Here is a 24,127-nt window from a genome sequence, read left to right as displayed (position 1 = left end):
GCCCCCCCCGCCTAAAACCGGGCTTGGCCCCGGGCGGGCAACCGGGCGTTGCCGAACGCCGTCAGCCGGCCTTGCGGGCCGCGATATAGGCGTTCACATTTTCTTCCAGCACTTCCATCGGCACCGCGCCCGACAGAAGGACGGCGTCGTGGAAATCGGCGTAGCTGAACTTCGCGCCCAGCTCCTTCTGCGCCTTGGCGCGCAGTTCGCTGATCTTCAGCCGGCCGATCATGTAGGCGGTCGCCTGGCCGGGATAGACGGCATAGCGCTCGATCGCCTTCACCACGCCGCCCGGCGCATCGGCCGAATTGTCCAGCACATACTGGATCGCCTGTTCGCGCGTCCATTTCTTGTCGTGCAGGCCGCTGTCCACCACCAGGCGGATGGCGCGGTGCAGTTCCAGCTGGAGCCGGCCGAAATCGCGGTAGGGATCGGTATAGAAGCCCATGTCCTTGCCGAGCTTTTCGGCATAGAGGCCCCAGCCTTCCGACCAGGCGGTGAAGCCGCCGAAGCGGCGGAAGGGCGGCAGATCCTTCAGCTGGCTGGTGACGGAGCCATCCAGATGGTGGCCGGGCACGCCCTCGTGGAAGGCCAGCGCCTCCACCTCGGTGTTGGGCATGTCGGCCATGTCGTAGAGGTTCACATAATAGATGCCGGGGCGCGAGCCATCGGGCGCCGGGCGGTTGTAGAAGGCCTTGCCCGCGGACTTTTCGCGGAAGGGTTCCACCGCCTTCACGCTGAGCGGCGCGCGGGGCGTGGCGGCGGGGCTGAAATAGTCCGGCAGCTTCGCCGTCATCGCCGTCATCGCCTTGTCGGTTTCCGACAGGTACATGGCGCGGCCTTCGGCGGTGTTGGGATAGTAGTTTTCCGGCCGGGTGCGCATGTGCTGGAAGAAGGCCTTCAGATCGCCCTGAAAGCCCACCTGCTTGCGGATGGCATCCATTTCGGAATGGATGCGCGCGACCTGCGCGAGGCCCAGATCATGGACCTGCGCCGGGGTCAGGCTGGTGGTGGTGTAGAAGCCGAGGCGTTCGGCATAATATTTGTCGCCGTCGGGGAAGCGCCAGATGCCGTCGCCTTCGGGGGCGCGGGCCTGCTGCGCGGTGAGGAAGGCGGACGTGCGGGCGTAGGCGGGCTTCACCACCTGGGCCAGCGCCGTGCGGGCGGCGGCGACCAGCGCATCCTTTTCCGCCTGCGGGATGTCGAGCGCGCCGACCTTGGCCTTGAAATCGGCATAGAGGGCGGAATCCGCGCCGCCGTCGAACGGGAAACCCTTGGTGATGTTGGCGATATCGGACAGGACATAGGGGAAGGTCCAGCGCGGGGGGACCACGCCCTTCTTCTCGCTTTCCTGGGCGCTGACGATCGCCTGATCGAGGACGGTGCCGATGCCGTTCAGGCGGCTGATATAGGCCTCTGCCTCGGCCTTGTTACCGATGCGGTGGATGTTGATGAGGAAGGAGGGAATCCCGCTCTGCACCCCGTTCATCTGATCGAAGGTGTAGCGGAAATGCCGCATCGGCCAGGCCTTTGCCTGACGGTTCATCTGATATTCGAACAGGCGGTAGCTGAGCTTCGACTGGCCGGAGAGCTTCGCGGGATCGAAGCTGCGCTTCATTTCGGCGAGCGCGTCCTGACCCAGCTGATAGCGGACCAGTTCGGCGGCGTCGCTGTCGTCCGTCCACTTGCCGTAATCGGCGTCGCGGATGCCGCGGAACGTCTTCATTTCCGGGCTGTGGGCGAGCTGCTTCCGATCAAAGGCTTCGAAGAAGGCGGCGAGCGCCGCATCCTGTTCGCCCGCCACCGCAACGGATTGTGCGGCAGGCGCGGCGGTCTGCCCGATGGCGGGGGCGGCGGCAAGAACGAGGGCGGTGGACAGCAGGAAGGCGCGCAGCATCGGTTTCTCCGGATTGGCGGACTGAAGGGCTGTTGCACCGCTGCGCGGCTGACTGCAAGAGTGGCGCGATGGCGACCCATTCCCACAATCACGGACGGCGGCAAGGATCGGCGCAGGGGCCGGCGCACGGGCATCATCATCCGCACGGGCCACATGACCATCATGCGCACGCGCCCGTCGCGGGCTGGCGCTATGGGCTGGCGATCGCGCTGAACCTGGCGATCGTGGCCGTGCAGCTGGTGGCGGGCTTCGCGCTGAAATCGACCGCGCTGCTGGCGGACGCCGGGCACAATGCATCGGATGTGCTGGGGCTGATCCTGGCCGGATGGGCCGCCTGGCTGATGACGCGGCAGGGTTCCGACCGGCGCACCTATGGCTATGGCAAGGCGGGCGTGCTGGCGGCGCTGGCGAACAGCCTGCTGCTGGTGTTCGCCTGCGGCGCGCTGGCATTCGAGGCGGTGGACCGGCTGATCCATCCACCGGCGGCGCCGCCGCCGGGCGGGATGGTGATGCTGATCGCGGGGATCGCGGTTGTCATCAACCTGATGTCGGGCTGGCTGCTGATGGGCGGCCACCCGGAGGATGTGAACCGGCGCGCGGCTGTCGTGCACCTGTTCGCGGACGCGGCGGTTTCGGGCGGCGTGCTGCTGGCGGGCGCCGTGATCCTGTGGACGGGGGCGAAGTGGGTGGACCCGATCGCCAGCCTGGGCATCGTGGTGGTGATCCTGGCGACGACCTGGCGGATCCTGTGGCAATCGCTGGACATGGCGCTGGACGCCGTGCCGCGCGGCATCGATGTTGCCGGGGTGCGGGGCTGGCTGGCGCGGCAGCCGGGCGTGACGGACGTGCATGACCTGCACATCTGGCCGATCAGCGCCACGGAAACGGCGCTGACGGCGCATCTGGTTGTGCCGGCCGGAAGCGGCGACGGGCTGATCGAATCGGTGACCGACGGGCTGAAGCGGGAGTTCGGGATCGGCCACCCCACCATCCAGGTGGAGCGGACGGACTGCGACCAGTGCGAAGGCGCATCTTGAGAGGCGGCAGGCAGTGACGGACGGGCGGACGGGCTGATGGCGCAGCTGTATTTCTATTATGGCGCGATGAACGCCGGGAAATCGACCACCCTGCTGCAGGCGAGCTTCAACTATCGCGAGCGCGGCATGACGACGATGCTGTGGACGGCGGCCGTGGACGACCGGGCGGGCGGCGGGCGAATCGGATCCCGCATCGGGCTGGAGGCGGACGCCCAAATGTTCGGGCCCGGAACCGACCTGTTTGCGGCGGTCGCCGCCGCGCCGCCGGATTGCGTGCTGGTGGACGAGGCCCAGTTCCTGACGCCCGCGCAGGTGGATCAGCTGGCGGCCATCGTGGACCGGCTGGGTGTGCCGGTGCTGGCCTATGGGCTGCGCACCGATTTCCTGGGGCAGCTGTTTCCCGGTTCGGAACGGCTGCTGGCGGTTGCCGACAAGCTGGTGGAGCTGAAGGCCGTGTGCCACTGCGGGCGCAAGGCGACGATGAACCTGCGCGTGGATGCGGCGGGCCGGGCCATGCGGCAGGGCGCGCAGACGGAGATCGGCGGCAACGACCGCTATGTGGCGGTGTGCCGGAAGCATTTCAGCGAGGCCTTTGCCGGTTAGCGCCCGGCGCGGCGCGGAGGAGGAGGGCCGGTACGGAAAAGGGCGGAGGTTTCCCCCCGCCCCTTCCTGTTCGCGAACGGTGCCGAACTCAGAGGAGTTCGATGTTCACCGCTGCCTGCTTGCCGCGACGGTCCAGCTCCAGCTCGAAGCTGATGCGCTGGTTTTCGGGCAGGTTGGACAGGCCGGCGCGCTCGACCGCGGAGATGTGGACGAACGCGTCAGCGCCGCCGTCATCCCGGGCGATGAAGCCGAAGCCCTTCTGGCCGTTGAAGAACTTCACCGTGCCTTCATAGCGGGTGCCGTCCGTGACCGGCGGCGGGCGGTTGCCGAAGCCACCACCGGCCGGGCGCGGGCCGCGTTCGAAGCTGCCGCCTTCGCGGGGCGGACGGGGCGCACGTTCCTGCGGCTCGATCACATCGCCAACGATGGTCACGTCGGTCGCGGAGATGCGGCCGTTGCGCTCGGTCAGCGAGAATTCGATTTCCTGATTCTCGGCAACGTTGGTGAGACCGGTGCGTTCCAGCGCGGAAATGTGCAGGAACACATCTTCGCCGCCGTCATCGCGCACGACAAAGCCGAAGCCCTTCTGCGCGTTGAAGAACTTCACCTTGCCACGGCCCTGGCCGATGACCATGCCGGGGGCGCCGCGCGGGCCGCCGCCGAAGCCGCCGCCACCGAAGCCGCCACCGCCGCTGCGCGGGCCGCCGAAGCCGCCGCCACCGCCGCCGCCGCCGAAGCCGCCGCCGCCAAAGCCGCCCTGACCGCCGCCGAAGCCGCCGCGGCCATAACCGCCAGCGCCACCGCCGCCGCCGCGACCGCCGCCGAAGCCGGAATCGAATTCGAACCCGCCTTCTTCAAAACCGCGAGACCGCTTGTCGTCGCCCCGCCCGCGGCCGCCGCGCCGCTTGTCGTCGTAACTCATCTTGGGAAACCGTCTTTCAAACTTCGTACCGCCCAAACCTTGCACCCCGGATCATCCGCTGGCACCCGGCCTTGTTCGCCACCACTTCCATTCGCGACGCGGATCCGGCGAATTCCGGAACCCGAGCCGCAGTCCACGCCCCCGGCGAATCCGGGAACAGTGCATGCCGGCTGGCCGGTCCGCACCTCATTTACCTTAGCTTATCCACAGGCCGGGCGCGAGTCGGATTCTCGCCTGCCTATCGGCTGATCAATCCTGGCCGGAATCGCGGCGCGGCCAGGGCTGCGGCGTGGCGCCCGCCTTCCAGTCGGACAGGCTGATTCCCTTTCCGTCCAGCGCCCGTTCCCGCCACCGTTCATGGGCGGCGAAGCGGCTGAAATCCCGGTCGCGACGGATCACATAGGCGAGGATCCCCAGGCTGAGCGCGGCGAGCGCCGCCATCATCGCCATTTCCGCGGTATCGCCAAGAGCTGCGGCCCCCGCCGTGGCGACGGCAACCGCCGCCGCATCCAGCCGGGCGCGCAGGCGGACCCGGCGGGACAGCAGCTGCGACCGGGCAGCGCTGGCAGCCGGATCCGGGCGGAACTGATGGGACTGATCCAATGCGCCTGCCCTTCCGTTGCTCAGGGCAGGATTACGGGCGGCGGGCGGCGGGCTTTAGCCCGCCCCGCCGCCAGCCGGTCAGTAGAGGGTCGCCAGCACCTTCCTGTCGTAGGGCGTGAAATCGGAGCGGCCTTCGCGCACCTTCACCGCCCAGTCGGGATCGACGATGAGGGCGCGGCCGACGCCGACGAGATCGAATTCGCCGGTGGCGAGCCGGTCCACCAGCCCGTCGATCGGAGTCGGCTGCGAGGCTTCGCCCGCAAAGCCGGCGATGAATTCGCCCGACAGGCCGACGGAGCCGACGGTGATGGTGGGCTTGCCCGTCAGCTTCTTCGCCCAGCCGGCGAAGTTCAGCGGCGAGCCTTCGAACTCAGGTTCCCAGAAACGGCGCTGCGAGCAGTGGAAGATATCCACCCCGGCCTCGGCCAGCGGGTTCAGCCAGTCTGCCAGCGCGTCGGGGCTGGCGGCGAGCTTCGTTTCATAATCCTGCTGCTTCCATTGGGAGAGGCGCAGGATGAGCGGGAAATCCGGGCCGATTGCGGCGCGGACGGCGGCGACCACCTCGCGCGCGAAGCGGCTGCGATCCTGCCCCCACACATCGCTGCGCTGGTTGGTGCCGCTCCACTGGAACTGGTCGATCAGGTAGCCGTGCGCGCCATGCAGTTCGATCGCGTCCATGCCGATGCGCTTTGCGCTGGCGGCGGCATCGGCAAAGGCCGCGATCGCGCCCTCGATATCGGCGACCGACATTTCATGGCCCCAGTCGCGGCCGGGCTTGTAGAGGCCCGAGGGGCTTTCGGCGTTCGCGTCATCCCGGTTGGCGGGGTTGATCGCCGAACCGACATGCCAGAGTTGCGGCGCGATCTTGCCGCCCTTGGCATGCACGGCTTCCACCACGCGCGCCGTGGAAACGGGGGACGGCCGGATCATTGGCGGCGCCGGGGCGGTTCACCACCGTGCCCTCGGTCACGATCAGGCCGACCTGCGCGTCCGCGCGGCGGGCATAATAATCCGCCACATTGGCGCCCGGCACCCCGCCGGGGGAGAAGCTGCGCGTCATCGGCGCCATGACGATGCGGTTGGCAAGGTCCAGCTTCGCGGAGTGGAAGGGCTGGAACAGGGGTTCGACGTTGGTCAAGGGCGATATCCTTCGGGATGGGGATCAGCGGGGTCGGGTGATCTGGGGCGGATCGGAGGCGGGGAAGCTTTCGTCCAGCTGCTCGTCCAGCTCGCGGCTTTTCGCGAGCCGGCGGACCCGTTCATTCTCGTCCAGGCTGGCGGCCATCCGGGCGAGCTGGTCGGGCGTCGCTTCCAGCTGGCGCGCCTTGAACGCGGCATAGGGCTCTGCATAGACGATGTTGCGCGCTTCCTCGCGCGTGAGGGGGTGGGGCGTTTCGACGGACGCCTCGGCCAGCCAGTCGGCCAGGCAGTTGCGGCAGAAGCCCGCCGTCGCCATCAGATCGATGTTGGAGACATCCTGCCGGAGGCGCAGATGATCCAGCAGGTGGCGGAAGGCGGCGGCTTCCAGCTGTTCGAGCGCTGGGTGCGGGGAATCGGTCATTTCGGGCATCCCTTCATCTGGCAGTCCGCAAGGCTGTGAAGTAAGGAGCGGCGAGAAGGGTTGCCAAGCCCCAAAGCGAACAGGAAATGTTGTGCCCGCCCAAGCTTCGTCTCATCGCCCGCCCCGGTCCCGCCATGTGCGGGTGCTTGCCACGCTGGGGCCTGCCTCTTCCACGGCAGCCGAGATCCGCGCGCTCTATGAAGCGGGGGCGGACGCCTTCCGGGTGAACATGAGCCATGGCGACGATGCCTCGAAGGTGGCGCTGATCGAGACGGTGCGCTCGCTGGAGGCGGAGATCGGCCGGCCGATGACGATCCTGGCCGACCTGCAGGGGCCGAAGCTGCGCGTGGGCCGGTTCGAGGACGGGCGGGTGGAGCTGGCGGCTGGGCAGGCGTTCCGGCTGGACAGCGACCCCACGCCGGGCACCGGAAAACGGGTGCAGCTGCCCCATCCCGAGATCCTGGCCGTGCTGAAGCCCGGCCACCGGCTGCTGCTGGACGACGGCAAGATCGTGCTGCGCGTGACGAAGGCGCTGGACGGCGCGGTGGAAACGCAGGTGGTGGTGCCGGGCGCGCTGTCGAACAACAAGGGGCTGAACGTGCCCGACGTGGTGGTGCCGCTGCCGGCGCTGACCGCGAAGGACCGGCGGGATCTGGCGCTGGCGCTGGAAACGGGCGTGGACTGGATCGCGCTGAGCTTCGTGCAGCGCGCCGACGACGTGGCGGAAGCGAAGAAGCTGATCGGCGGCAAGGCCAGCCTGATGGCGAAGATCGAGAAGCCTGCCGCATTGGAGGATATCGACGCCATCATCGAGCTGGCCGACGCGATCATGGTGGCGCGCGGCGACCTGGGCGTGGAACTGCCGCCCGAACGGGTGCCCGGCGTGCAGAAACAGCTGGTGGCCGCTGCGCGGTGCGCGGGGAAGCCCGTTGTCGTCGCCACGCAGATGCTGGAATCCATGATCCTGTCCCCCAGCCCGACGCGGGCCGAGGTGTCGGACGTGGCGAACGCCATCTTCGACGGGGTGGATGCCGTGATGCTGTCGGCGGAAAGCGCGGCGGGCAAATGGCCCGTGGAAGCGGTTTCGATGATGGAATCGATCGCGCGCGAGGTGGAGCAGGACGCCGCCTATCAGCAGCAGATGGGCTTCGTGGAAACCGCGCCGGAGCCGACGACGGCCGACGCGCTGGCCCGCGCCGCGCATTCCATCCAGAAGACAGTTGGCGCGACGGCGGTGGTGGGCTTCACCACATCCGGCTCGACCGCGCGGCGCATCGCGCGCGAGCGGATCCCGGCCAACATCCTGGTGATGACGCCGAAGCTGGCGACGGCACGGCGGCTGGGGCTGACCTGGGGCGTGCATGCCGTGCACACGCGCGACATCGGCAGCTTCGAGGAAATGGTGGCGAAGTCGAAGCGCATGGCGCTGAGGCACCATATCGCCGCCCCCGGCGACCAGCTGGTGGTGATGGCGGGCGTGCCCTTTGGCGTGCCCGGATCGACCAACGTGCTGCACGTGGTGCGCGTGGTGGGCGACGAACTGACCCGCTACACCAAGAAGGACTGACCCGCTTCAGATATTGGCGGCGATCCACCCAGGGGCGTCGTCCGGCCGGGCCGGCTGGACGACCCGGTTGGTGACCATGCGCTGATGCAGGCGGGTGATGATGCGGCTGCCGGTGCGTTCGCACAGGCCCGGCACCAGTGCATGCAGGAAGCAGGCGCCGCTGGCCTTCAGCATGGCCCAGCCGAAGCTGCCGGCCATGCCCATGTGCTGGAAATAGCTTTCGTTCACGGACGCGGGGTGATCGACGAACAGGCGGCGGAACATGGCGATCCCCTGGCGGTTGGTTGCTGGCCGGGAAGCTAGGGCAGGTTGGCGGAAATTCGATTCCTTTTTTCGCTGTCCATTGGCTGAAATGTGGAAATGAATTATTCATTTCGGCCATGACGGAGAAATTTCTTCTCGATGCGGCCGACAGGCGCATTCTGGCGCTGCTGCAGGCGGACTGCGCGCTTTCGCTGGCGGAGATCGGCGAGGCGGTGGGCCTGTCGGCCACGCCCTGCTGGAAGCGGATCCGGCGGCTGGAGGCCGAAGGGGTGATCCGGGCGCGGGTGGCGTTGCTGGATCCCGCCGCCGTGGGACTGGGGGTGACGGCCTTCGTGGCGGTGAAGGCGGGCGCGCATGACGAGGCCTGGCTGACCCGCTTCAATGAAGGGGTTGCCCGCATTCCGGAAGTGGTCGAACTTTACCGAATGGCGGGAGAGACGGACTATCTTCTGAAGGTCGTCTGCAGGGACATCGCGCACTTTGACCGGATCTACAAACGGTTGATCCGGGTGGCGCCGATGGGCGACGTATCATCCAGCTTCGCGATGGAGCGGATGAAGTCGACCACAATGCTCCCCCTGACGGAGACGGTCTGAGCAGCATAGCCCACCCCGCGCCATCCGCGCAGAGCCTGCCGCCCGCCGGCGGCCTTTCCCGATCCGCCTGGTGCTGGGCCGCGTTCGAGGGGTTCCGGAACCCCGCCGTGGTGCTGATCACCATTTATGTGTTCATGCCCTATTATGTGCAGGCCGTGGCCGCGACCCCGGTGGAGGGGCAGGCGCTGGTGGCCCGCGCGGGGCAGATCGCCGGATGGGCCGTGGCGCTGACGGCGCCGCTGATGGGCATGGTGGTGGACCGGCTGGGGCCGCGCAAGCCGATGCTGACCTTCGTGGTGCTGGGGATGATGCCCCTGTATGCCGCGATGTGGTTCGTGACCCGCGAGGGGCCGATTGGCCCCGCGCTGTTCATCGCCATCGCGGCGACCAAGTCCGTGCTGTTCGCCTGGAGCGAGGTGCTACACAACGCCCTGCTGGTGCCCGCCGCGCGCGGGCAGGTGGCGAAGACGTCGGGGCTGGGGCTGGCGCTGGGCAATGCCACCTCCGTCGCCTTCCTGATCTTCGTGCTGCTGGCCTTTTCCCTGCCGGGGCAGGTGGACTGGAGCTGGGTGCCTTCCCAGCCGCTGTTCGGGATCGACCAGGCCGCGCACGAACCCGCGCGGCTGACCGGGCCGATGGCGGCCGCGAGCCTTGGCATCGGCCTGCTGCTGATCCTGTGGGGCGTGCCCGATGCCGCCCCCACGGGCGAGAAGCTGGGCGCGGCGCTGCGCAAGGGCTTCGGCGACCTGATGGCGATGCTGCGCGAGCTGAAGACCGAGCGCGAGGCCGCGAAATTCCTGGCGGCGCGGATGCTGTATGTGGACGGCAAGACGGCGATCCTGCTGTTCGGCGGCGTGCTGGCGGCCGGCACCATGGGCTGGGGCACGCTGGAAATGCTGGCCTATGGCATCACCCTGTCCATCCTGGCCGTTATCGGCGGGCTGCTGGCCGGCAAGCTGGACATAGCGCTGGGGCCGCGCAACGCGGTGCTGCTGGAAATCGCGGTGACAGCGCTGGTGCTGGTGGTGATGCTGGGCACCCGGCCGGGGATGATCGCCTGGATGCCCGCCCCGACCACACCGCTGCACGACGGGCCGATGTTCCGCACGCCGGCCGAACTGGCCTTCATCGCCATCGCGGGCATTTCCGCGATTTCGATCACGGCGGCCTATGCCTCGTCCCGGACGCTGCTGACGGTGCTGGTGCGGCCGGAACGGGTGGGCACCTTCTTCGGGCTTTATGCCCTGTCCGGCACGGCGACGATGTGGCTGGGGCCGATGCTGGTGGCCTGGGGCACGCTGGCGACGGGCAGCCAGCAGGGCGGCTTCGCAACCGTGCTGGGGCTGCTGGGCGCGGGCTTCGTGCTGCTGCTGTTCGTGAAGGCGCCGCGCCGCCACTGACCGGATGGACTGCGGGAGGACGCGATGGACGACGTGCTGCTTGGCCCGCCCCTGCCGGATCGGCCGCCGACGGCCGCCGAGGCGCGCGTCCATCTGGCGGCCTTCCTGCGCTGGACCGCGGACCTGCTGGCCGAGATCGGCAACCCCGACGGCCGGTTCGGGGATCTTGCCGATCTGTTCGTGGACGGCGCGCTTCAGGGGTTTCGCCCTGCTCTCGACGAGCTGAACGCCGAAGGCCATGTGGCGCGGGCCGTGGATGCGATCGGGGGTGTCAGCGACGAGGCGCTGGTGGCGCACGGGCTTCGCGGCCGGCAGCTGATGTGGAAGCTGGCCTTGCTGTCGGCCGCGTTCGAGGCCTTTTCCGCCGCGACCGTGATGGAGGCCGACCGGGGCTGGAAGCTGGAGCGGCTGCTGGACATCATCGAGACCATCCTGGACAGCCTGATCGACGCCATCCTGGAAACGACGCCCTACGGCGCGGCGCTGAAGGAGCTGGTGAAGCTGCTGAAGGGCGCGGTGGCGCGACAAATCTGATCTGGAGGGAAATGACCTTGGCGAACCCGGCGGACGCGATGCCCTTTTCGAAGCTGATGGGGGTGGAGGTGAGCGAAACGTCCGCCGAGCGGGTGGTGGGGACGCTGACCGTGCGCGAGGATCTGTGCACCGTGGGCGGAATCCTGCACGGCGGCGCGATCATGGCCCTGGCCGATGCATTGGGCGCGCTGGGGGCGTTCATCGCGCTGCCGCCCGGCGCCAAGGGCACCACCACCATCGAGAGCAAGACCAGTTTCCTGGGGGCGGCGCCGTTGGGCGCCACGGTGCGGGGGGAAGCGACCCCGGTGAAGATCGGGCGCACCCTGTCCGTGTGGCAGACGCGCATCGACACGCTGGACGGGCGGCAGGTGGCGCTGGTGACGCAGACGCAGCTGGTGCTGTGACCGGGGCCTAGCCCGCCCAGACCTGCCGGTAGAGGTGGGCCATCTCGTTCACGGTGGGCACGCGCGGGTTGTTCGCAGGGGAGCCGGATGCAAGCGCCTGTTCGCACATCAGGGGGATCAGGCTGTGCCAGCGGTCGCCATCGATGCCGTGGCTGGCGGGCGTGGGGACTTCGAGATCGCGGTTGAGGGCGGCGAGTTCCTCCACCAGCCGGACGACGGCGGACTGGTCGCCCTCTTCTGCCCGGGCGACGCCCATGGCGCGGGCGCATTCGGCATAACGGCGGGTGGCGGATGGGGCCGACCAGGCGGTGACGGCCGGCAGCAGCATCGCGTTGGAGAGGCCATGGGGGACGTGGAAATGCGCGCCGATGGGGCGGCTCATCCCGTGGACGAGGGCGACCGAACTGTTGGAGAAGGCGATGCCGCCCTGCAGCGCGCCCGCCATCATCGCTTCGCGGGCGGGGCGGTCGGACGGGTCTGCCCAGACGCGGCGGAGGTTCGGCGCGAGGAGGCGCATGGCGGACAGGGCGATGCCGTCGCTGAACGGGTTTGCGCGGCGCGAGACATAGGCCTCGATCGCGTGGGTGAGGCTGTCGATGCCGGTATCCGCCGTCAGGCGGCGGGGCTTTCCGAGCGTGAGTTCATAATCGACGAGCGCGGCGACGGGCAGATAGGCGAGGCCCGCGCAGAGCATCTTTTCGTCCGTGTCCTCGTCCGTGATGACGCAGACGCGCGTCGCCTCTGAGCCGGTGCCCGCCGTGGTGGGGATGGCGATGACGGGAAGCCCCGGCGCATCCTGCACATGCGGCACCCGGTAATCGGCCATGCGGCCGCCATGGACCGCCAGCATGGCGATGGCCTTGGCGCTGTCCAGCGGAGAACCGCCGCCGAACCCGACGACGCAATCATGATCGCCCTGTTTCAGCGCAGCCAGCCCGGCTTCGATCGAGGCAACGGTCGGATCGGGCACCGTGCCGGTGAAGACGCGCGCCTCCGCCCCGGCCGACGCCAGATCGCGCAGCAGCGGATCGAGCAGGCCGCTTGCCGCCAGGAAGGCGTCCGTCACGATGAAGGGGCGGTGAAGGCCGAGGCCGGACAGAAGATCAGGCAACTGGCGCGAGGCGCCGCCCCCCACGCGCAGGATCCGGGGCAGCGCGATGGCCGCGACCATCAGCTGACCATTTCCTCGCGGATGCTGCCGCGCGCCATCCAGAACAGGACGGACGCGAACACCCCGAACAGCGTGGACAGCGCCAGCGACCAGCGCACGCCCTCTGCCGGGCCGAGGCCGAACGGCCCGGCGAGCAGGTCGCTGAGCGCGCCCACCAGCAGCGGCCCCATGCCGAGCCCGATCAGGTTCACGATGAACAGCATGATCGCAGTGGCGGTGGCCCGGGTTTCCGGGCGGACGAGCCCCTGGATGGCGGCATAGGCCGGGCCGTACCAGAGGCCGTTGAGGATCGGCGGCACCGCCATCAGCAGGATGGCGAGCATGGCGGATTCCACGAACAGCGCGGTGATGTAGATGGGGATCCCGAGCAGCGTGGAAACGGCGGGAATGCCCATGTAGTGGCGAAGATCGCGCGCGCCGAAACGATCCGCCAGCTGCCCGCCCAGCCAGATGCCGAATGCCCCCGTCAGCCCCACCACAAGGCCCAGCGTGAGGCCAAGGAAGCCCGCGAGGCCGAGACCGTAGCCGGCGGCGATCTGGGTGAGTTCGGCGCCATGGTTGCGGAAGAAGAAGGGGGCAATGAAGGCGCCCGAGCCATAACCGATGAAGGCCTTGATGGAGACGCCCCAGGCGATCAGCCAGAAGGTGCGCTTGCCGCGGATTTCGGCCAGTGCCTCTGCAAAGCTGGGGCCGCCGGCCTTTTTCGCGGCGAAATCCGCGCCCAGCCGCTTTCGCGGTTCCATCAGGGTGGTGGCGGCGACGATCGCCATGACCACGCCCGGCGCCCCGGCCACGAAGAAGGCCGCGCGCCAGCCCCAGGCATCCGCAATGAGGCCGCCCAGCGCCATGCCCAGAAGCCCGCCGATCGGCGTGCCCAGCGAATAGAAGGCGAGCGCGGAGGCCCGCTTTTCGCGCGAAACATAATCGGAAATCAGCGAATGGGCGGGCGGCGTGCAGCCGGCTTCGCCGATGCCGACGCCCACGCGGGCCAGCACCAGCTGCCAGAAATTCTGCGCAAAGCCGCACAGCACGGTGAAGAAGCTCCATGCCGCAACCGCTGTTGCGATGATGAAGGGGCGGTTGCCGCGTTCCGCATAGCGGGCGATGGGGATGCCGAGGATGGTGTAGAAGATGGCGAAGGCGAGCCCCGTCATCATGCCCAGCTGCCAGTCCTTCAGGCCCAGCTCGTTCTTGATCGGCTCTGCCAGGATGGTGACGATCTGGCGATCGAGGAAATTGAGGATGTAAATGACCAGCAGGACCCACAGCGCGTAGCGGCGATAGCCGGGCGAGATGGCCGGTGCGGCAGCGCCGGTCTGTGCGGTCATCATCTGTCCTCCCGGCGGCGCCCTCCCCGGCGCGGCCCTCCGGTAACCATCGTCGCGGTTTTCCAATGGGTCGCCACCCTAGCCATGTGGGTAGGAAATCACTCCGACCGGGCGAGGAGGTCGATCAGGTCCTGCTGCCAGAAATTCGCCCATGTGTGGGTGGAATGGCCGCGTGTTTCCGCGGTTTCGGGGATCAGGATGAATTTCGCGTTGGGCATCTTCGCCACCTCTGCCTCCGCGATCCGGAGGTTGGGCGGGTTGATGAAATCGTCGGCCGAATTGATCCAGGTGACGGGCACGACAATCTTCGACAGCAGCGGCGCGGGGTTGTAGCTGCGGCTGCTGTCGATGCGGTAGATCACGTCGTTGGCATCATCCGCCATGCCGGCCTCGACCCGGCCTTCCAGCGCCTTTTCGGCGGCCGCCCGCGTGGGGGCCTCTGCCTGCATCCGCAACGGGGCGGATCCGGCGATCAGGCCGAGTGCGGCGGCCGTGCGCAGGCCCGCCTTTGGCTGTTCGGCATAATTGCCGCCGTTCCAGGCCGGGTCCGCCTTGATCGCATCGATGGACATCTTGCGCCACATGCGGTTGCGGCCCGCGATTTCGACCGGCAGGCAGGCGGTGGGGAACATCGCCTTTGCGAAGCCGGGGTGGGTGGTGCCCCACACGAAGCTGTGCATGCAGCCCATCGAGGTGCCCGCCAGCAGGCGCAGCTGGTTCACCTTCAGATGATCGACGAGCAGGCGGCGCTGCGCTTCCACCATGTCGGCATAGTCATAGTTGGGGAAGGCCATGCGCAGGCCATCCGACGGCTTGGAGCTGCCGCCATGGCCGATCGAATCGGGCAGGATGATGAAATATTTCGTGATGTCGAGCGGCTGGCCGGGGCCGAACAGGGCGTCCGCGAACTGGGGGCGCAGGAACTGGGCGCCGGTGCCGCCGGTGCCGTGCAGGATCATCACTGCGTTGGTGACCCGCCCCTTTTCATCCCGCCGGGGGCTGCCAAGCGTGCGGTAGTGCATCTTCAGCTGCGGCAGCACCTGACCGGTGTGGAAGCGGAAATCCGCGAAGGTCGCGTCCCCTTCCGACACCGGCCATTTCGTCGAGACCTGGGCAACAGCGGGGGCAGCGAGGGCGAAGGCGGCGGCGGCCGCGGCGGTGAGGGCGATGCGCATCATGGCCTTCTGCCGCTTGCGGCGGCGCAAGGGAAGGGCCGGTGTTTCCGGTCAGATCAGGCCTTCGGCGCGCAGGCTGACATGGCCGGTGCGGGCGATCACCAGATGATCGTGCAGCTGGATGCCCAGCGGCTTTGCGGCATCGGCGATCGCGCGCGTCAGCTGGATGTCGTCGCGGCTGGGGGTGGGATCGCCGCTGGGGTGGTTGTGGACCAGGATGACGGCGGACGCCTGCAGTTCGATGGCGCGCTTCACGATCTCGCGCGGGTAGGCGGGCGCCTGGTTCACCGTGCCCTCGCCGAACTTCTCGTCGCGGACGAGCCGGTTCCTGTTGTCGAGGAACAGCACGCGGAACTCTTCCGTGAGTTCGTGGGCGAGGCGGGCGTGGAGGTAATCGGTGACGGCGTCGAAGTTGGAGAGCAGCGGCTTTTCCAGCGCCCGGCGCTGCAGCTGGCGGACGGACAGCGCCTCCACGAACTTCAGCGCGGCGGCGACCGATTCGCCCACGCCCTTCACCCGCGTGAGTTCGCCCGGCGAGGCGGCGATCACCGCGGGCAGATCCCCGAACTGGGCCAGAAGCTCTTTGGCGAGCGGCTTCACATCCTGCCGGGGGATGGCGAGCGCGAGCACATATTCCAGCAGTTCATAATCGTGGAAGCCGTCTGCCCCGCCTTCCAGCAGGCGCTGGCGCATCCTGTCGCGGTGGCCGGCCTTGCGGGCGGGATCGTCGCCCTCGCCGTAGAGCCCCGGCGTTTCCTTCAGCTGCCGGGGCGGCACCCTCAGGCCGCGTAGGGCGGGTTGGAGAGCCCGGCCGGCGACAGGGTGAAGATCTCGCAGCCGGTTTCGGTGATGCCGATGGAATGTTCGAACTGGGCAGACAGCGAGCGATCCCGCGTCACCGCCGTCCAGCCGTCGTCCAGGATCTTGGCGTCCGGGCGGCCGATGTTGAGCATGGGCTCGATGGTGAAGAACATGCCGGGGCGCAGTTCGGGGCCTTCGCCGGGGCGGCCGGCATGGACGATGTTGGGCGCCATGTGGAAGCGGCGGCCAAGGCCATGGCCGCAGAAATCGCGCACCACCGACAGCCGGTTGCGTTCGGCATGTTTCTGGATGGCGGCGCCGATGTCGCCCACCGTGTTGCCGGGCTTCGCCTGCTCGATCCCCAGCATCAGCGCTTCATAGGTGAGATCGACGAGGCGGCGGGCCTTCAGCGGCGGATCGCCCACCAGATACATGCGGCTGGTATCGCCGTGCCAGCCATCCACCACCACGGTGACGTCGATGTTCATGATGTCGCCGGGTTGCAGCGGCTTTGGCGAGGGGATGCCGTGGCAGATCACATGGTTGATGCTGGTGCACAGCGCATGGGAATAGCCGCGGTAGAAGATGGTGGCGGAAACCCCGCCGCGCGCCACGACATACTCATACGCCAGCCTGTCCAGCGCGAGCGTGGAGACGCCCGGCTGCACATGCGGCACCAGCATGTCCAGCACCTCTGCCGCCAGGCGGCCGGCCCGGCGCATGCCTTCGAAACCCGAGGCGTCATGGATGACGATGGTGCGTTCTTCGGTGTCGAGATCGGTCATGGCTGGAAATCCGCGCTTTCTGGGCGATGGATTTAGGCCGTGGCCTGCGTTAGGGCAATGGCATGGCGGATTTTCAGGGCCCGGGCGGCGATGGCGACAGGATCTGGACGGCGGCGCTTGTCGTCATCGGGGACGAGATATTGTCGGGGCGGACGCAGGACGCAAACCTGGCCTATCTGGCGCGCTGGCTGAACATCCAGGGCATCAGGCTGAAGGAAGCGCGGGTTGTGGCCGACGATGCGGCCGCCATCGGCGCGGCGGTGACGGCCTGCCTGGATGCGCATGACTATGTGTTCACGACGGGCGGCATCGGCCCCACGCATGACGACATCACCGTCGATGCGATCGCCGCCGCGATGGGCGTGCCGGTGGTGCATCACCCGGACGCCGTCGCCATCCTGACGCGCTATTATGGCGACCGCATCACCGAGGCGCGGCTGCGCATGGCGCGCGTGCCGGAGGGCGCGGAGCTGGTGCCGAACCCGGAAACCGGCGCGCCCGGCATCCGGCTGGGGCGGCTGTTCATCCTGGCGGGCGTGCCCAAGATCACGCAGGGGATGCTGCGGGGGCTGGACGGCCAGCTGGCGGGCGGGCGGCCCGTGCTTTCGCGCGCCGTGGGGGCCTGGGCGCAGGAAAGCGCCGTGGCCGACCTGCTGGCGCAGGTGCAGACCGACCATGACGGCGTGCAGGTGGGATCCTATCCCTTCTGGCGCGACGGCAAGGGCGGCGCGAACTTCGTGCTGCGATCCGTGGACGACGCGCAGCTGGGGAGGGCCGTGGAGGCGCTGAAACGGGCGCTGACGGCGCAGGGAATAGACGCGCAGGAGGGGGAAATATGAGCCATATCCGAACCGCGCTTGTGGTGCTGCTTCTGGTGGGGCTGGTGCTGTTTTCGGTCGCGAACAACAGTTTCGTGCCCGTGGACCTGGGCTTCCGGCAATTCGACGTGTGGCTGCCGCTGCTGGTGATGGCGAGCTTTGCGCTGGGGTTCATCCCCGTGTGGGCCCGGCTGGCAACGGACAGGATGCTGCTGAAGCGCAAGGTGACGAAGCTGGAGGCGAGCCTGGGCCAGACCGAAAGCGAGCTGGCGCAGGCGAAGGTGGAGCTGCTGCGCCCGCCCGCCGCGCAGGCAGTGCCGACGCCCGCGCCGCCGCCGGGCACCTGACGTGCCCAAGAACCCGATCTTCGTGGGGCTGGACACGCCCGACATCGCGCGCGCCGAGGCGCTGGGCCGCGCCGTCGGCCCGCATGTGGGCGGGCTGAAGCTGGGGCTGGAATTCTTCATGGCGAACGGGCCCGAGGGCATCCGGCGCATGGGGAAGCTGGGGCTGCCGCTGTTCCTGGACGTGAAGTTGCACGACATTCCGAACACCGTGGCGGGGGCGCTGAAATCCCTGTCGGTGCTGGATGTGGCCATCGTGAACGTGCATGCGGGCGGCGGGCTGGAGATGATGAAGGCCGCGCGTGACGCCTGCCGGCCGGGCACGAAGCTGATCGCGGTGACGGTGCTGACCAGCCTGGACGAAGCCGATCTGAGCGCGATGGGGGTGTTCGGCGATCCGGGCGCGCAGGTGCACCGGCTGGCGGTGCTGACGCGCGAGGCGGGGCTGGACGGTGTTGTCTGTTCCGCGCACGAGGTGGCGCGGCTGAAGGCGGAATGGCCGGGCGGCCTGTTCGTGGTGCCGGGCATCCGGCCGGCGGGTGCGGACATCGGGGACCAGAAGCGGGTGATGACCCCGCGCGAGGCGCTGGACGCGGGCGCGGGCGTGCTGGTGATCGGGCGGCCGATCACGGGCGCCGCGGATCCGGCGGCGGCGGCCGAGGCCATCGCCGCCTCCCTGTAAGGTGCGCACGCGGATCAAGATCTGCGGGATCACCGGTCCCGATGCGCTTGTCGCCACCCTGTCGGCCGGGGCGGACGCCTGCGGCTTTGTCTTTTTTCCGCCCAGCCCGCGCGCGCTGACGCCGGAACAGGCCCGGCCGCTGGCCGCGCGCGCACCGCACCTTCTGAAGGTGGGGCTGTTCGTGGACGCCGACGATGCGCTGATCGAGGCAGCGGTGGCGGCAGGCGCGCTGGGGGCCTTGCAGTTGCAGGGCGGCGAAACGCCCGAGCGGGTGGCGGCGGTGCGGTCGCGCTTTGGCCTGCCGGTGTGGAAGGCGGTGGGCGTGAAGACCGCCGCCGACGTGTCGGCCGCCGCGCGGACATTCGCGGGCGCGGACCTGCTGCTGCTGGATGCGAAGCCGCCGGAGGGTGCGACACTGCCGGGCGGCAACGGCCTGCGCTTTGACTGGCGCATCCTGGAGGGCAACCGGCCTTCAGGCGACTGGGGGCTGGCCGGCGGGTTGACGGCGGAGACGGTGGCAGAGGCGATCCGCCGCACCGGGGCGCCGCTGGTGGACGTCTCATCCGGTGTGGAGCAGGCGGCGGGCGTGAAGGATATTGCAAAGATCGCCGCTTTCGTGGAAGCGGCCCGCCGTGCCTGACAATCTGACAATCGAGCAGCCGGCAAGCCTGAGGGCGGGGCCGGATTCGCGCGGCCACTTCGGCCCGTTCGGCGGCCGCTATGTCGCCGAGACGCTGATGCCGCTGATCCTGGAGCTGGAGACGGCCTATCGGGCGGCCCAGGCCGATCCTGCATTCCGGGCCGAACTGGAATGGCTGCTGAAACATTATGTCGGCCGGCCGAGCCCGCTGTATTTTGCCGAAAAGCTGACGGCGAAGCTGGGCGGCGCGAAAATCTATCTGAAGCGCGACGAACTGAACCACACCGGCGCGCACAAGATCAACAACTGCATCGGCCAGATCCTGCTGGCGAAGCGGATGGGCAAGACGCGGATCATCGCGGAAACGGGCGCGGGCCAGCATGGCGTGGCAACCGCGACGGTGGCCGCACGCTTCGGGCTGCCGTGCACCATCTTCATGGGCGCGCGCGACGTGGAGCGGCAATCGCCCAACGTGTTCCGCATGAAGCTGCTGGGGGCAGAGATCGTGCCCGTGAAATCGGGCAGCCAGACGCTGAAGGACGCGATGAACGAAGCCCTGCGCGACTGGGTGACGAACGTTCACGACACCTTCTACATCATCGGCACGGCAGCCGGGCCGCACCCCTATCCGGAGCTGGTGCGCGATTTCCAAAGCGTGATCGGAACCGAGGCGAAGGCGCAGTTGCAGGACGCCGAAGGGCGCCTGCCCGACGTGGCGGTCGCCGCGGTGGGCGGGGGATCCAACGCCATCGGCCTGTTCCACCCCTTCCTGGACGATCCGGTGGACCTGGTGGGCATCGAGGCCGCCGGCCACGGGCTGGACAGCGGCGAACATGCCGCCAGCCTGAGCGGGGGGCGGCCGGGCGTGCTGCACGGCAACAAGACCTATCTGCTGCAGAACGAGGACGGGCAGATCACCGACGCCCATTCGATTTCCGCCGGGCTGGATTATCCCGGCATCGGCCCGGAACATGCCTGGCTGCATTCGATCGGGCGCGTCCGCTATGAGAGCATCACCGACGGCGAGGCGCTGGACGCCTTCCAGATGCTCTGCCGCGAGGAGGGCATCATTCCCGCGCTGGAGCCGGCCCATGCGCTGGCCTATGTGGCAAAGCGCGCGCCGCAGATGGCGAAGGACCAGATCCTGCTGATGAACCTGTGCGGGCGCGGCGACAAGGACATCTTCACGGTTGCCGACGCGCTGGGGGTGACGCTGTGAGCGACCGCATCCGGGACCGTTTCGCGCAGCTGGAGGGCCGGGCCGCGCTGGTGACCTTCGTGTGCGGGGGCGACCCGGCACCGGAGCTGACGGCGCCGATCCTGCACGCGCTGGTGCGCGGCGGGGCCGACATCATCGAGATCGGCATGCCCTTCACCGACCCGATGGCGGACGGCCCCGCCATCCAGGCGGGCAACATCCGCGCGCTGGGCGCGGGAATTTCCCTGCGGAAGCTGCTGGCGATCGTGGCGGACTTCCGCCGGACCGATCCGGCCACGCCGCTGGTGCTGATGGGCTATGTGAACCCCGTTCTGGCCTATGGCGCGGGATTCGCCCGCGATGCGGTCGCGGCCGGGCTGGACGGCGTGATCCTGGTGGATCTGCCGCCCGAAGAGGTGGGGGAACTGGACCTTTCCGGCCTGCACCGCATCCGGCTGGCGACGCCGACAACGGACGACGCGCGCCTGCCCGCGGTGCTGAACGGCGCGTCGGGCTTCCTCTATTATGTCGCGGTGGCGGGCGTGACGGGGCAGAACAGCGCCGAGGCGGGCGACATTGCGGCGGCCGTGGGCCGGCTGAAGGCCGCGACCCGGCTTCCCGTTGCCGTCGGCTTCGGGGTGAAGACGCCGCAACAGGCGGCGGAAATCGCGCGGCACGCGGACGCGGTCGTGGTGGGCTCTGCCATCGTGGACCTTGTGGGGGCAGCAAGCGCCAGGCAATCCAACGATATTCCGGGCGAAGTGGAACGCTTCGTGACCGCACTGGCGACTGCCGTGCGTTCGGCCCGGCTGGAGAGTGCGGCATGAGCTGGCTGACCCGTTCCCGGCAGCGCCTGACGAGTTTCATCGCGCGGCGCGAAACCCCGGACAATCTGTGGACGAAGTGCAAATCCTGCGGTGCGATGCTGTACACGCGGGAGTTCGAGGCAAACCTGAGCGTTTGCCCGGAATGCGGCCATCATGAGCGGATCCGCGCCGACCAGCGCTTCGAGATGCTGTTCGACCCGGGCTGGGAACAGATCGCACTGACCAGTCCGCCCGATGATCCGCTGCACTTCAAGGACCAGAAGCGCTATCCCGACAGGCTGAAGGCGGCCCGAAGCGCCACCGGCGAACAGGATGCGATGCAGCTGGCGCAGGGGCGGATCCGGGGCCGGCAGGCCGTGGTGGGCGTGCAGGACTTCGCCTTCATGGGCGGTTCGATGGGGATCGCGGTGGGCAATGCCTTCGTGACCGCCGCGCGGGCCGCCATCGCGGCGAAATGCCCCTTCGTGCTGTTCACCGCGGCCGGCGGCGCGCGGATGCAGGAAGGCATCCTGTCGCTGATGCAGATGCCGGCCACGACGGTCGCCATCCAGGAGCTGAAGGACGCGAAGCTGCCCTATATCGTGGTGCTGACCGACCCGACGACCGGGGGCGTGACGGCGAGCTATGCGATGCTGGGCGATGTGCATCTGTCCGAACCGAGGGCGCTGATCGGCTTTGCCGGGGCGCGGGTGATCGAATCGACGATCCGGCAGAAGCTGCCCGAAGGCTTCCAGCGGGCCGAGTTCCTGGTGGAACATGGCATGGTGGACATGGTGGTGACCCGTCAGGACCTGGCCGACACGCTGGGCCGGCTGATCGGCCTGTTGACCCCCGCATGAGCCTGCAGCCGGCGGATTTCGCCCGCTCTGACCACCCGGTGCTGGACCGGCTGCTGAAGGCGGCCGGGCAGCAGCGCATCAAGGGCGTGGACCTGACGCTGGACCGCATCGAGCGGCTGCTGAAGCGGATGGCGAGCCCGCATCTGAAGCTGCCGCCCGTGTTCCATGTGGCGGGCACGAACGGCAAGGGATCGACCTGCGCCTTCCTGCGCGCCGGGCTGGAAGCATCTGGGCAGCGGGTGCATGTGTTCACCTCCCCTCACCTCGTCCGCGTGAACGAGCGCATCCGGGTGGCGGGCACGCTGGTTTCCGACGACGACTTTGCCGAGGCGCTGGCAGAGGTGCTGAAATACAACGCCAGCCAGCCGCTGAGCTTTTTCGAGGCGATCACGGCGGCGGCCTTCCTGCTGTTTGCGGCCACGCCCGCGGACGCCACCATCCTGGAGGTGGGCCTTGGCGGGCGGCTGGATTCGACCAATGTGGTGCCGAACCCGCTGGTGACGGGAATTGCCAGCCTGAGCCTGGACCATGTGGCGATCCTGGGCCCTACGCTGCGCCACATCGCCGCCGAAAAGGCCGGAATCGCCAAGCGCGGCGTGCCGCTGGTGACGCAGAAATATCCGGCGCAGATCGCGGGCGCGGTGGCGCAGACGGCGATCCCGCGCGGCGCGAAGCTGATGGTGCGGGGCGAAGCCTGGGATGCCGCCCCCTATGAAGGGGCGCTGGCCTTCCGGCTGCTGGCCGATGCCGAAGCCGAGCCCCTGAAGCTGCCGCTGCCGAAGCTGCCGGGCCAGCACCAGCAGGACAATGCGGCGCTGGCCGTGGCGATGCTGCGCGCCCAATCGCAGCTGGCGGTGCCCGACAGCGCGCTGCGCAGCGCGATGGGCTGGGCGCAGTGGCCCGCGCGGCTGCAGCGGCTGGCCGCCGGGCCGCTGGCCGCTGCCCTGCCCATGGGCGCGGAACTGTGGCTGGATGGCGGGCACAACCCCGCCGCCGGCAAGGCGCTGGCGGCGCAGCTTGCCACCGCGACGCCGCCGCTGCCCGCGCAGCTGGTGCTGGGGATGCTGCCATCCAAGGATCATTCGGGCTTCATCCGCAGCTTCCCGCGCGGGACGCGGATGACGATGGTGCCCATTCCCGGCCATGCCCATGTGCCGCCCGAAGAGCTGGCCGCCTTTGCCACGACGCATGGCATGAAGGCCGACGCCGCCGGCGACGTGCCGGCCGCGCTGGCGCTGGTGGACGGCCCCGCCCGCGTGCTGATCTGCGGATCGCTGCACCTGGCGGGCGAGGTGTTGCGGGTGAACGGGCCGCTGCCGGGCTGAGGCGCCCGGCGGCCCGCTCTCAGGCGTTCCGCGCCATCAGCCCGCCGTCCACCGGGATCGTTGCGCCGGTGATATAGCTGGCGCCGGGCGTGCAGAGGCTGACGGTGATGTGGGCCACTTCCTCTGGCCGGCCATAGCGGCGCATCGCGGTGCGGCGTTTGGCATAGAGCTGCTTGTCCTCTTCCGGGACATTCGCCGTCATCCCGGTGTCGATCGGGCCGGGGCAGACGCAGTTCACGGTGATTCCTTGCCCAGTTCGACGGCGAGCGCGCGGGTGAGGCCGGTGACGGCGGCCTTGGCGGCGCAATAGGCGCTGTCCATCGCGGTGGCGCCCAGCGCCTCGGTGCTGGCGATGTTCACGATGCGTGGGTGGGCAGACCGGCGCAGCAGCGGCAGGGCGGCCCGGATCACGCGCATTTCCCCCGTGGCGTTCACCCGGACGATGCGTTCCCACAGCTCCTCGTAATCCGGGTGATCGATGGGGGCGAAGCCGGCGATGCCCGCGTTGTTCACCACCGCATCCAGCCGGCCGGCCCAATCCTCGATTTCGGACAGCACGTCGGCGACGCTGGCGGGATCGCCGACGTCCAGCGCCCAGGCGCGGGCGGCGGGGCCGCAATCGCGCGCGACGGCCTGGGCGCCGGCGAGGTTCACATCCGTCACGGCGACGCGCGCGCCCATGGCGGCGAACTGGCGGGCCGTTGCCGCGCCCATGCCGCTGCCCGCGCCGGTGACAAGCGCGATGGCGCCTTCCAGTGAAAATCCCGTCATCTCGATCTCCCTCTCCCCCTTTGTCTGGCACAGGG

Annotated in this window: 27 protein-coding genes and 1 pseudogene; 15 read left to right on the top strand and 13 right to left on the bottom strand. The window is 68.8% G+C overall.

Going from position 1 to position 24,127, the window contains the following annotated elements; genetic code table 11:
• Positions 1-61: 61 nt before the first annotated feature.
• Positions 62-1,897 (bottom strand): DUF885 family protein, encoded by a 1,836-nt coding sequence (locus ACE3O8_RS03160; protein WP_374386684.1) that lies wholly within the window; start codon positions 1,895-1,897, stop codon positions 62-64.
• A 68-nt stretch (positions 1,898-1,965) separates the two neighbouring features.
• Here ACE3O8_RS03160 and ACE3O8_RS03155 point away from each other — a divergent pair, with 68 nt between their 5' ends.
• On the top strand, positions 1,966-2,934 hold the full coding sequence (locus tag ACE3O8_RS03155; protein ID WP_374386682.1) for a cation diffusion facilitator family transporter: 969 nt from the start codon (positions 1,966-1,968) through the stop codon (positions 2,932-2,934).
• Positions 2,935-2,970: 36 nt separating this feature from the next.
• Positions 2,971-3,537, top strand: coding sequence for a thymidine kinase (locus tag ACE3O8_RS03150; protein ID WP_374386680.1), 567 nt, complete (start codon positions 2,971-2,973; stop codon positions 3,535-3,537).
• Between the two features lie 88 nt (positions 3,538-3,625).
• Here the strand turns inward: ACE3O8_RS03150 and ACE3O8_RS03145 are convergent, their stop codons facing one another.
• The 5 genes from ACE3O8_RS03145 to ACE3O8_RS03125 all read right to left on the bottom strand — a co-directional run bounded on the left by ACE3O8_RS03145 (position 3,626) and on the right by ACE3O8_RS03125 (position 6,623).
• A complete protein-coding gene (locus ACE3O8_RS03145; protein WP_374386678.1) occupies positions 3,626-4,459 on the bottom strand; it encodes a cold-shock protein in 834 nt (277 codons plus the stop codon).
• Positions 4,460-4,708: 249 nt separating this feature from the next.
• Positions 4,709-5,062 (bottom strand): hypothetical protein, encoded by a 354-nt coding sequence (locus ACE3O8_RS03140; protein ID WP_374386676.1) that lies wholly within the window; start codon positions 5,060-5,062, stop codon positions 4,709-4,711.
• 78 nt (positions 5,063-5,140) lie between these two features.
• The gene (locus tag ACE3O8_RS03135; protein ID WP_374386688.1) at positions 5,141-5,989 is read right to left on the bottom strand and encodes a 12-oxophytodienoate reductase; all 849 of its coding nucleotides are present in this window, start codon (positions 5,987-5,989) and stop codon (positions 5,141-5,143) included.
• Positions 5,871-6,200: a hypothetical protein gene (locus ACE3O8_RS03130; RefSeq protein WP_374386674.1), complete on the bottom strand. Its 330-nt coding sequence runs from the start codon at positions 6,198-6,200 to the stop codon at positions 5,871-5,873. Before ACE3O8_RS03130 ends, ACE3O8_RS03135 begins: the two co-directional genes overlap by 119 nt.
• 24 nt (positions 6,201-6,224) lie before the next feature.
• On the bottom strand, positions 6,225-6,623 hold the full coding sequence (locus ACE3O8_RS03125; protein WP_374386672.1) for a DUF1244 domain-containing protein: 399 nt from the start codon (positions 6,621-6,623) through the stop codon (positions 6,225-6,227).
• Between the two features lie 91 nt (positions 6,624-6,714).
• On the opposite strand from ACE3O8_RS03125, the gene pyk reads away from it, so the two are divergent.
• A complete protein-coding gene (gene pyk / locus ACE3O8_RS03120) occupies positions 6,715-8,190 on the top strand; it encodes a pyruvate kinase (RefSeq protein WP_374386670.1) in 1,476 nt (491 codons plus the stop codon).
• A 6-nt stretch (positions 8,191-8,196) separates the two neighbouring features.
• Here the strand turns inward: pyk and ACE3O8_RS03115 are convergent, their stop codons facing one another.
• A complete protein-coding gene (locus tag ACE3O8_RS03115) occupies positions 8,197-8,454 on the bottom strand; it encodes a DUF6356 family protein (protein ID WP_374386668.1) in 258 nt (85 codons plus the stop codon).
• 116 nt (positions 8,455-8,570) lie between these two features.
• Here ACE3O8_RS03115 and ACE3O8_RS03110 point away from each other — a divergent pair, with 116 nt between their 5' ends.
• The 4 genes from ACE3O8_RS03110 to ACE3O8_RS03095 all read left to right on the top strand — a co-directional run bounded on the left by ACE3O8_RS03110 (position 8,571) and on the right by ACE3O8_RS03095 (position 11,388).
• Positions 8,571-9,050 (top strand): Lrp/AsnC family transcriptional regulator, encoded by a 480-nt coding sequence (locus ACE3O8_RS03110; protein ID WP_374386666.1) that lies wholly within the window; start codon positions 8,571-8,573, stop codon positions 9,048-9,050.
• 110 nt (positions 9,051-9,160) lie between these two features.
• Positions 9,161-10,450: an MFS transporter gene (locus ACE3O8_RS03105; RefSeq protein ID WP_374386664.1), complete on the top strand. Its 1,290-nt coding sequence runs from the start codon at positions 9,161-9,163 to the stop codon at positions 10,448-10,450.
• A 24-nt stretch (positions 10,451-10,474) separates the two neighbouring features.
• The gene (locus ACE3O8_RS03100; RefSeq protein WP_374386662.1) at positions 10,475-10,984 is read left to right on the top strand and encodes a hypothetical protein; all 510 of its coding nucleotides are present in this window, start codon (positions 10,475-10,477) and stop codon (positions 10,982-10,984) included.
• Positions 10,985-11,001: 17 nt separating this feature from the next.
• Positions 11,002-11,388 (top strand): PaaI family thioesterase, encoded by a 387-nt coding sequence (locus ACE3O8_RS03095; RefSeq protein ID WP_374386660.1) that lies wholly within the window; start codon positions 11,002-11,004, stop codon positions 11,386-11,388.
• Positions 11,389-11,395: 7 nt separating this feature from the next.
• Here ACE3O8_RS03095 and ACE3O8_RS03090 read toward each other — a convergent pair whose 3' ends face one another.
• From ACE3O8_RS03090 to map, 5 genes are all read right to left on the bottom strand, one after another.
• On the bottom strand, positions 11,396-12,559 hold the full coding sequence (locus tag ACE3O8_RS03090; protein ID WP_374386658.1) for an iron-containing alcohol dehydrogenase: 1,164 nt from the start codon (positions 12,557-12,559) through the stop codon (positions 11,396-11,398).
• Positions 12,559-13,887, bottom strand: a complete 1,329-nt coding sequence (locus ACE3O8_RS03085) for a spinster family MFS transporter (RefSeq protein WP_374386656.1) — start codon at positions 13,885-13,887, stop codon at positions 12,559-12,561. Before ACE3O8_RS03085 ends, ACE3O8_RS03090 begins: the two co-directional genes overlap by 1 nt.
• A 98-nt stretch (positions 13,888-13,985) precedes the next feature.
• Positions 13,986-15,065, bottom strand: a complete 1,080-nt coding sequence (locus tag ACE3O8_RS03080; RefSeq protein ID WP_374386654.1) for an alpha/beta fold hydrolase — start codon at positions 15,063-15,065, stop codon at positions 13,986-13,988.
• A 48-nt stretch (positions 15,066-15,113) separates the two neighbouring features.
• The gene (radC, locus tag ACE3O8_RS03075; protein ID WP_374386686.1) at positions 15,114-15,755 is read right to left on the bottom strand and encodes a DNA repair protein RadC; all 642 of its coding nucleotides are present in this window, start codon (positions 15,753-15,755) and stop codon (positions 15,114-15,116) included.
• Between the two features lie 86 nt (positions 15,756-15,841).
• Positions 15,842-16,648 carry a type I methionyl aminopeptidase gene (gene map / locus ACE3O8_RS03070; RefSeq protein ID WP_374386652.1) on the bottom strand — a complete coding sequence of 269 codons (807 nt, stop codon included), beginning with the start codon at positions 16,646-16,648 and terminating at the stop codon, positions 15,842-15,844.
• A 62-nt stretch (positions 16,649-16,710) separates the two neighbouring features.
• On the opposite strand from map, the gene ACE3O8_RS03065 reads away from it, so the two are divergent.
• Genes ACE3O8_RS03065 through ACE3O8_RS03030 form a run of 8 tightly spaced genes read left to right on the top strand, consistent with a single transcriptional unit; the run spans position 16,711 to position 23,321 of the window.
• Positions 16,711-17,487 carry a competence/damage-inducible protein A gene (locus ACE3O8_RS03065; RefSeq protein ID WP_374386650.1) on the top strand — a complete coding sequence of 259 codons (777 nt, stop codon included), beginning with the start codon at positions 16,711-16,713 and terminating at the stop codon, positions 17,485-17,487.
• A complete protein-coding gene (locus ACE3O8_RS03060) occupies positions 17,484-17,813 on the top strand; it encodes a LapA family protein (RefSeq protein WP_374386649.1) in 330 nt (109 codons plus the stop codon). The genes ACE3O8_RS03065 and ACE3O8_RS03060 overlap by 4 nt, the downstream gene beginning before the upstream one ends.
• Before the next feature lies 1 nt (position 17,814).
• Complete coding sequence (gene pyrF, locus ACE3O8_RS03055) at positions 17,815-18,492, top strand: orotidine-5'-phosphate decarboxylase (RefSeq protein WP_374386647.1); 678 nt, start codon at positions 17,815-17,817, stop codon at positions 18,490-18,492.
• 1 nt (position 18,493) lies between these two features.
• Positions 18,494-19,132 carry a phosphoribosylanthranilate isomerase gene (locus ACE3O8_RS03050; protein WP_374386645.1) on the top strand — a complete coding sequence of 213 codons (639 nt, stop codon included), beginning with the start codon at positions 18,494-18,496 and terminating at the stop codon, positions 19,130-19,132.
• Entirely contained in the window at positions 19,125-20,351 is a 1,227-nt protein-coding gene (gene trpB / locus ACE3O8_RS03045) for a tryptophan synthase subunit beta (protein WP_374386643.1), read from the top strand. Before ACE3O8_RS03050 ends, trpB begins: the two co-directional genes overlap by 8 nt.
• Positions 20,348-21,157: a tryptophan synthase subunit alpha gene (trpA, locus tag ACE3O8_RS03040; protein WP_374386640.1), complete on the top strand. Its 810-nt coding sequence runs from the start codon at positions 20,348-20,350 to the stop codon at positions 21,155-21,157. Before trpB ends, trpA begins: the two co-directional genes overlap by 4 nt.
• Positions 21,154-21,996 carry an acetyl-CoA carboxylase, carboxyltransferase subunit beta gene (gene accD, locus ACE3O8_RS03035; RefSeq protein ID WP_374386638.1) on the top strand — a complete coding sequence of 281 codons (843 nt, stop codon included), beginning with the start codon at positions 21,154-21,156 and terminating at the stop codon, positions 21,994-21,996. Before trpA ends, accD begins: the two co-directional genes overlap by 4 nt.
• Positions 21,993-23,321 (top strand): folylpolyglutamate synthase/dihydrofolate synthase family protein, encoded by a 1,329-nt coding sequence (locus ACE3O8_RS03030; protein WP_374386636.1) that lies wholly within the window; start codon positions 21,993-21,995, stop codon positions 23,319-23,321. Before accD ends, ACE3O8_RS03030 begins: the two co-directional genes overlap by 4 nt.
• 19 nt (positions 23,322-23,340) lie before the next feature.
• Here ACE3O8_RS03030 and ACE3O8_RS03025 read toward each other — a convergent pair.
• Positions 23,341-24,035, bottom strand: a pseudogene (locus ACE3O8_RS03025) (SDR family NAD(P)-dependent oxidoreductase).
• Positions 24,036-24,127 lie beyond the last annotated feature (92 nt).

Origin of the sequence: Sandaracinobacter sp., from assembly GCF_041909755.1 — a bacterium.
Lineage (GTDB): Bacteria > Pseudomonadota > Alphaproteobacteria > Sphingomonadales > Sphingomonadaceae > Sandaracinobacteroides.
Note: the sequence above shows the minus strand (reverse complement) of the source record. Positions and strands in the feature narration are given on the sequence as shown.

Bases quoted from the DNA above. Each gene is read 5' to 3' on its own strand.
- ACE3O8_RS03030 (WP_374386636.1), top strand. From the start codon at position 21,993: ATGAGCCTGCAGCCGGCGGATTTCGCCCGCTCTGACCACCCGGTGCTG.
- map (WP_374386652.1), bottom strand. From the start codon at position 16,648: ATGACCGATCTCGACACCGAAGAACGCACCATCGTCATCCATGACGCC.
- ACE3O8_RS03100 (WP_374386662.1), top strand. From the start codon at position 10,475: ATGGACGACGTGCTGCTTGGCCCGCCCCTGCCGGATCGGCCGCCGACG.
- accD (WP_374386638.1), top strand. From the start codon at position 21,154: ATGAGCTGGCTGACCCGTTCCCGGCAGCGCCTGACGAGTTTCATCGCG.
- ACE3O8_RS03090 (WP_374386658.1), bottom strand. From the start codon at position 12,559: ATGGTCGCGGCCATCGCGCTGCCCCGGATCCTGCGCGTGGGGGGCGGC.
- ACE3O8_RS03110 (WP_374386666.1), top strand. From the start codon at position 8,571: ATGACGGAGAAATTTCTTCTCGATGCGGCCGACAGGCGCATTCTGGCG.
- ACE3O8_RS03085 (WP_374386656.1), bottom strand. From the start codon at position 13,887: ATGACCGCACAGACCGGCGCTGCCGCACCGGCCATCTCGCCCGGCTAT.
- ACE3O8_RS03155 (WP_374386682.1), top strand. From the start codon at position 1,966: ATGGCGACCCATTCCCACAATCACGGACGGCGGCAAGGATCGGCGCAG.
- ACE3O8_RS03065 (WP_374386650.1), top strand. From the start codon at position 16,711: ATGGCGGATTTTCAGGGCCCGGGCGGCGATGGCGACAGGATCTGGACG.
- ACE3O8_RS03125 (WP_374386672.1), bottom strand. From the start codon at position 6,623: ATGACCGATTCCCCGCACCCAGCGCTCGAACAGCTGGAAGCCGCCGCC.
- ACE3O8_RS03145 (WP_374386678.1), bottom strand. From the start codon at position 4,459: ATGAGTTACGACGACAAGCGGCGCGGCGGCCGCGGGCGGGGCGACGAC.
- ACE3O8_RS03150 (WP_374386680.1), top strand. From the start codon at position 2,971: ATGGCGCAGCTGTATTTCTATTATGGCGCGATGAACGCCGGGAAATCG.
- radC (WP_374386686.1), bottom strand. From the start codon at position 15,755: ATGCGCCAGCGCCTGCTGGAAGGCGGGGCAGACGGCTTCCACGATTAT.
- ACE3O8_RS03080 (WP_374386654.1), bottom strand. From the start codon at position 15,065: ATGATGCGCATCGCCCTCACCGCCGCGGCCGCCGCCGCCTTCGCCCTC.
- ACE3O8_RS03160 (WP_374386684.1), bottom strand. From the start codon at position 1,897: ATGCTGCGCGCCTTCCTGCTGTCCACCGCCCTCGTTCTTGCCGCCGCC.
- ACE3O8_RS03060 (WP_374386649.1), top strand. From the start codon at position 17,484: ATGAGCCATATCCGAACCGCGCTTGTGGTGCTGCTTCTGGTGGGGCTG.
- ACE3O8_RS03115 (WP_374386668.1), bottom strand. From the start codon at position 8,454: ATGTTCCGCCGCCTGTTCGTCGATCACCCCGCGTCCGTGAACGAAAGC.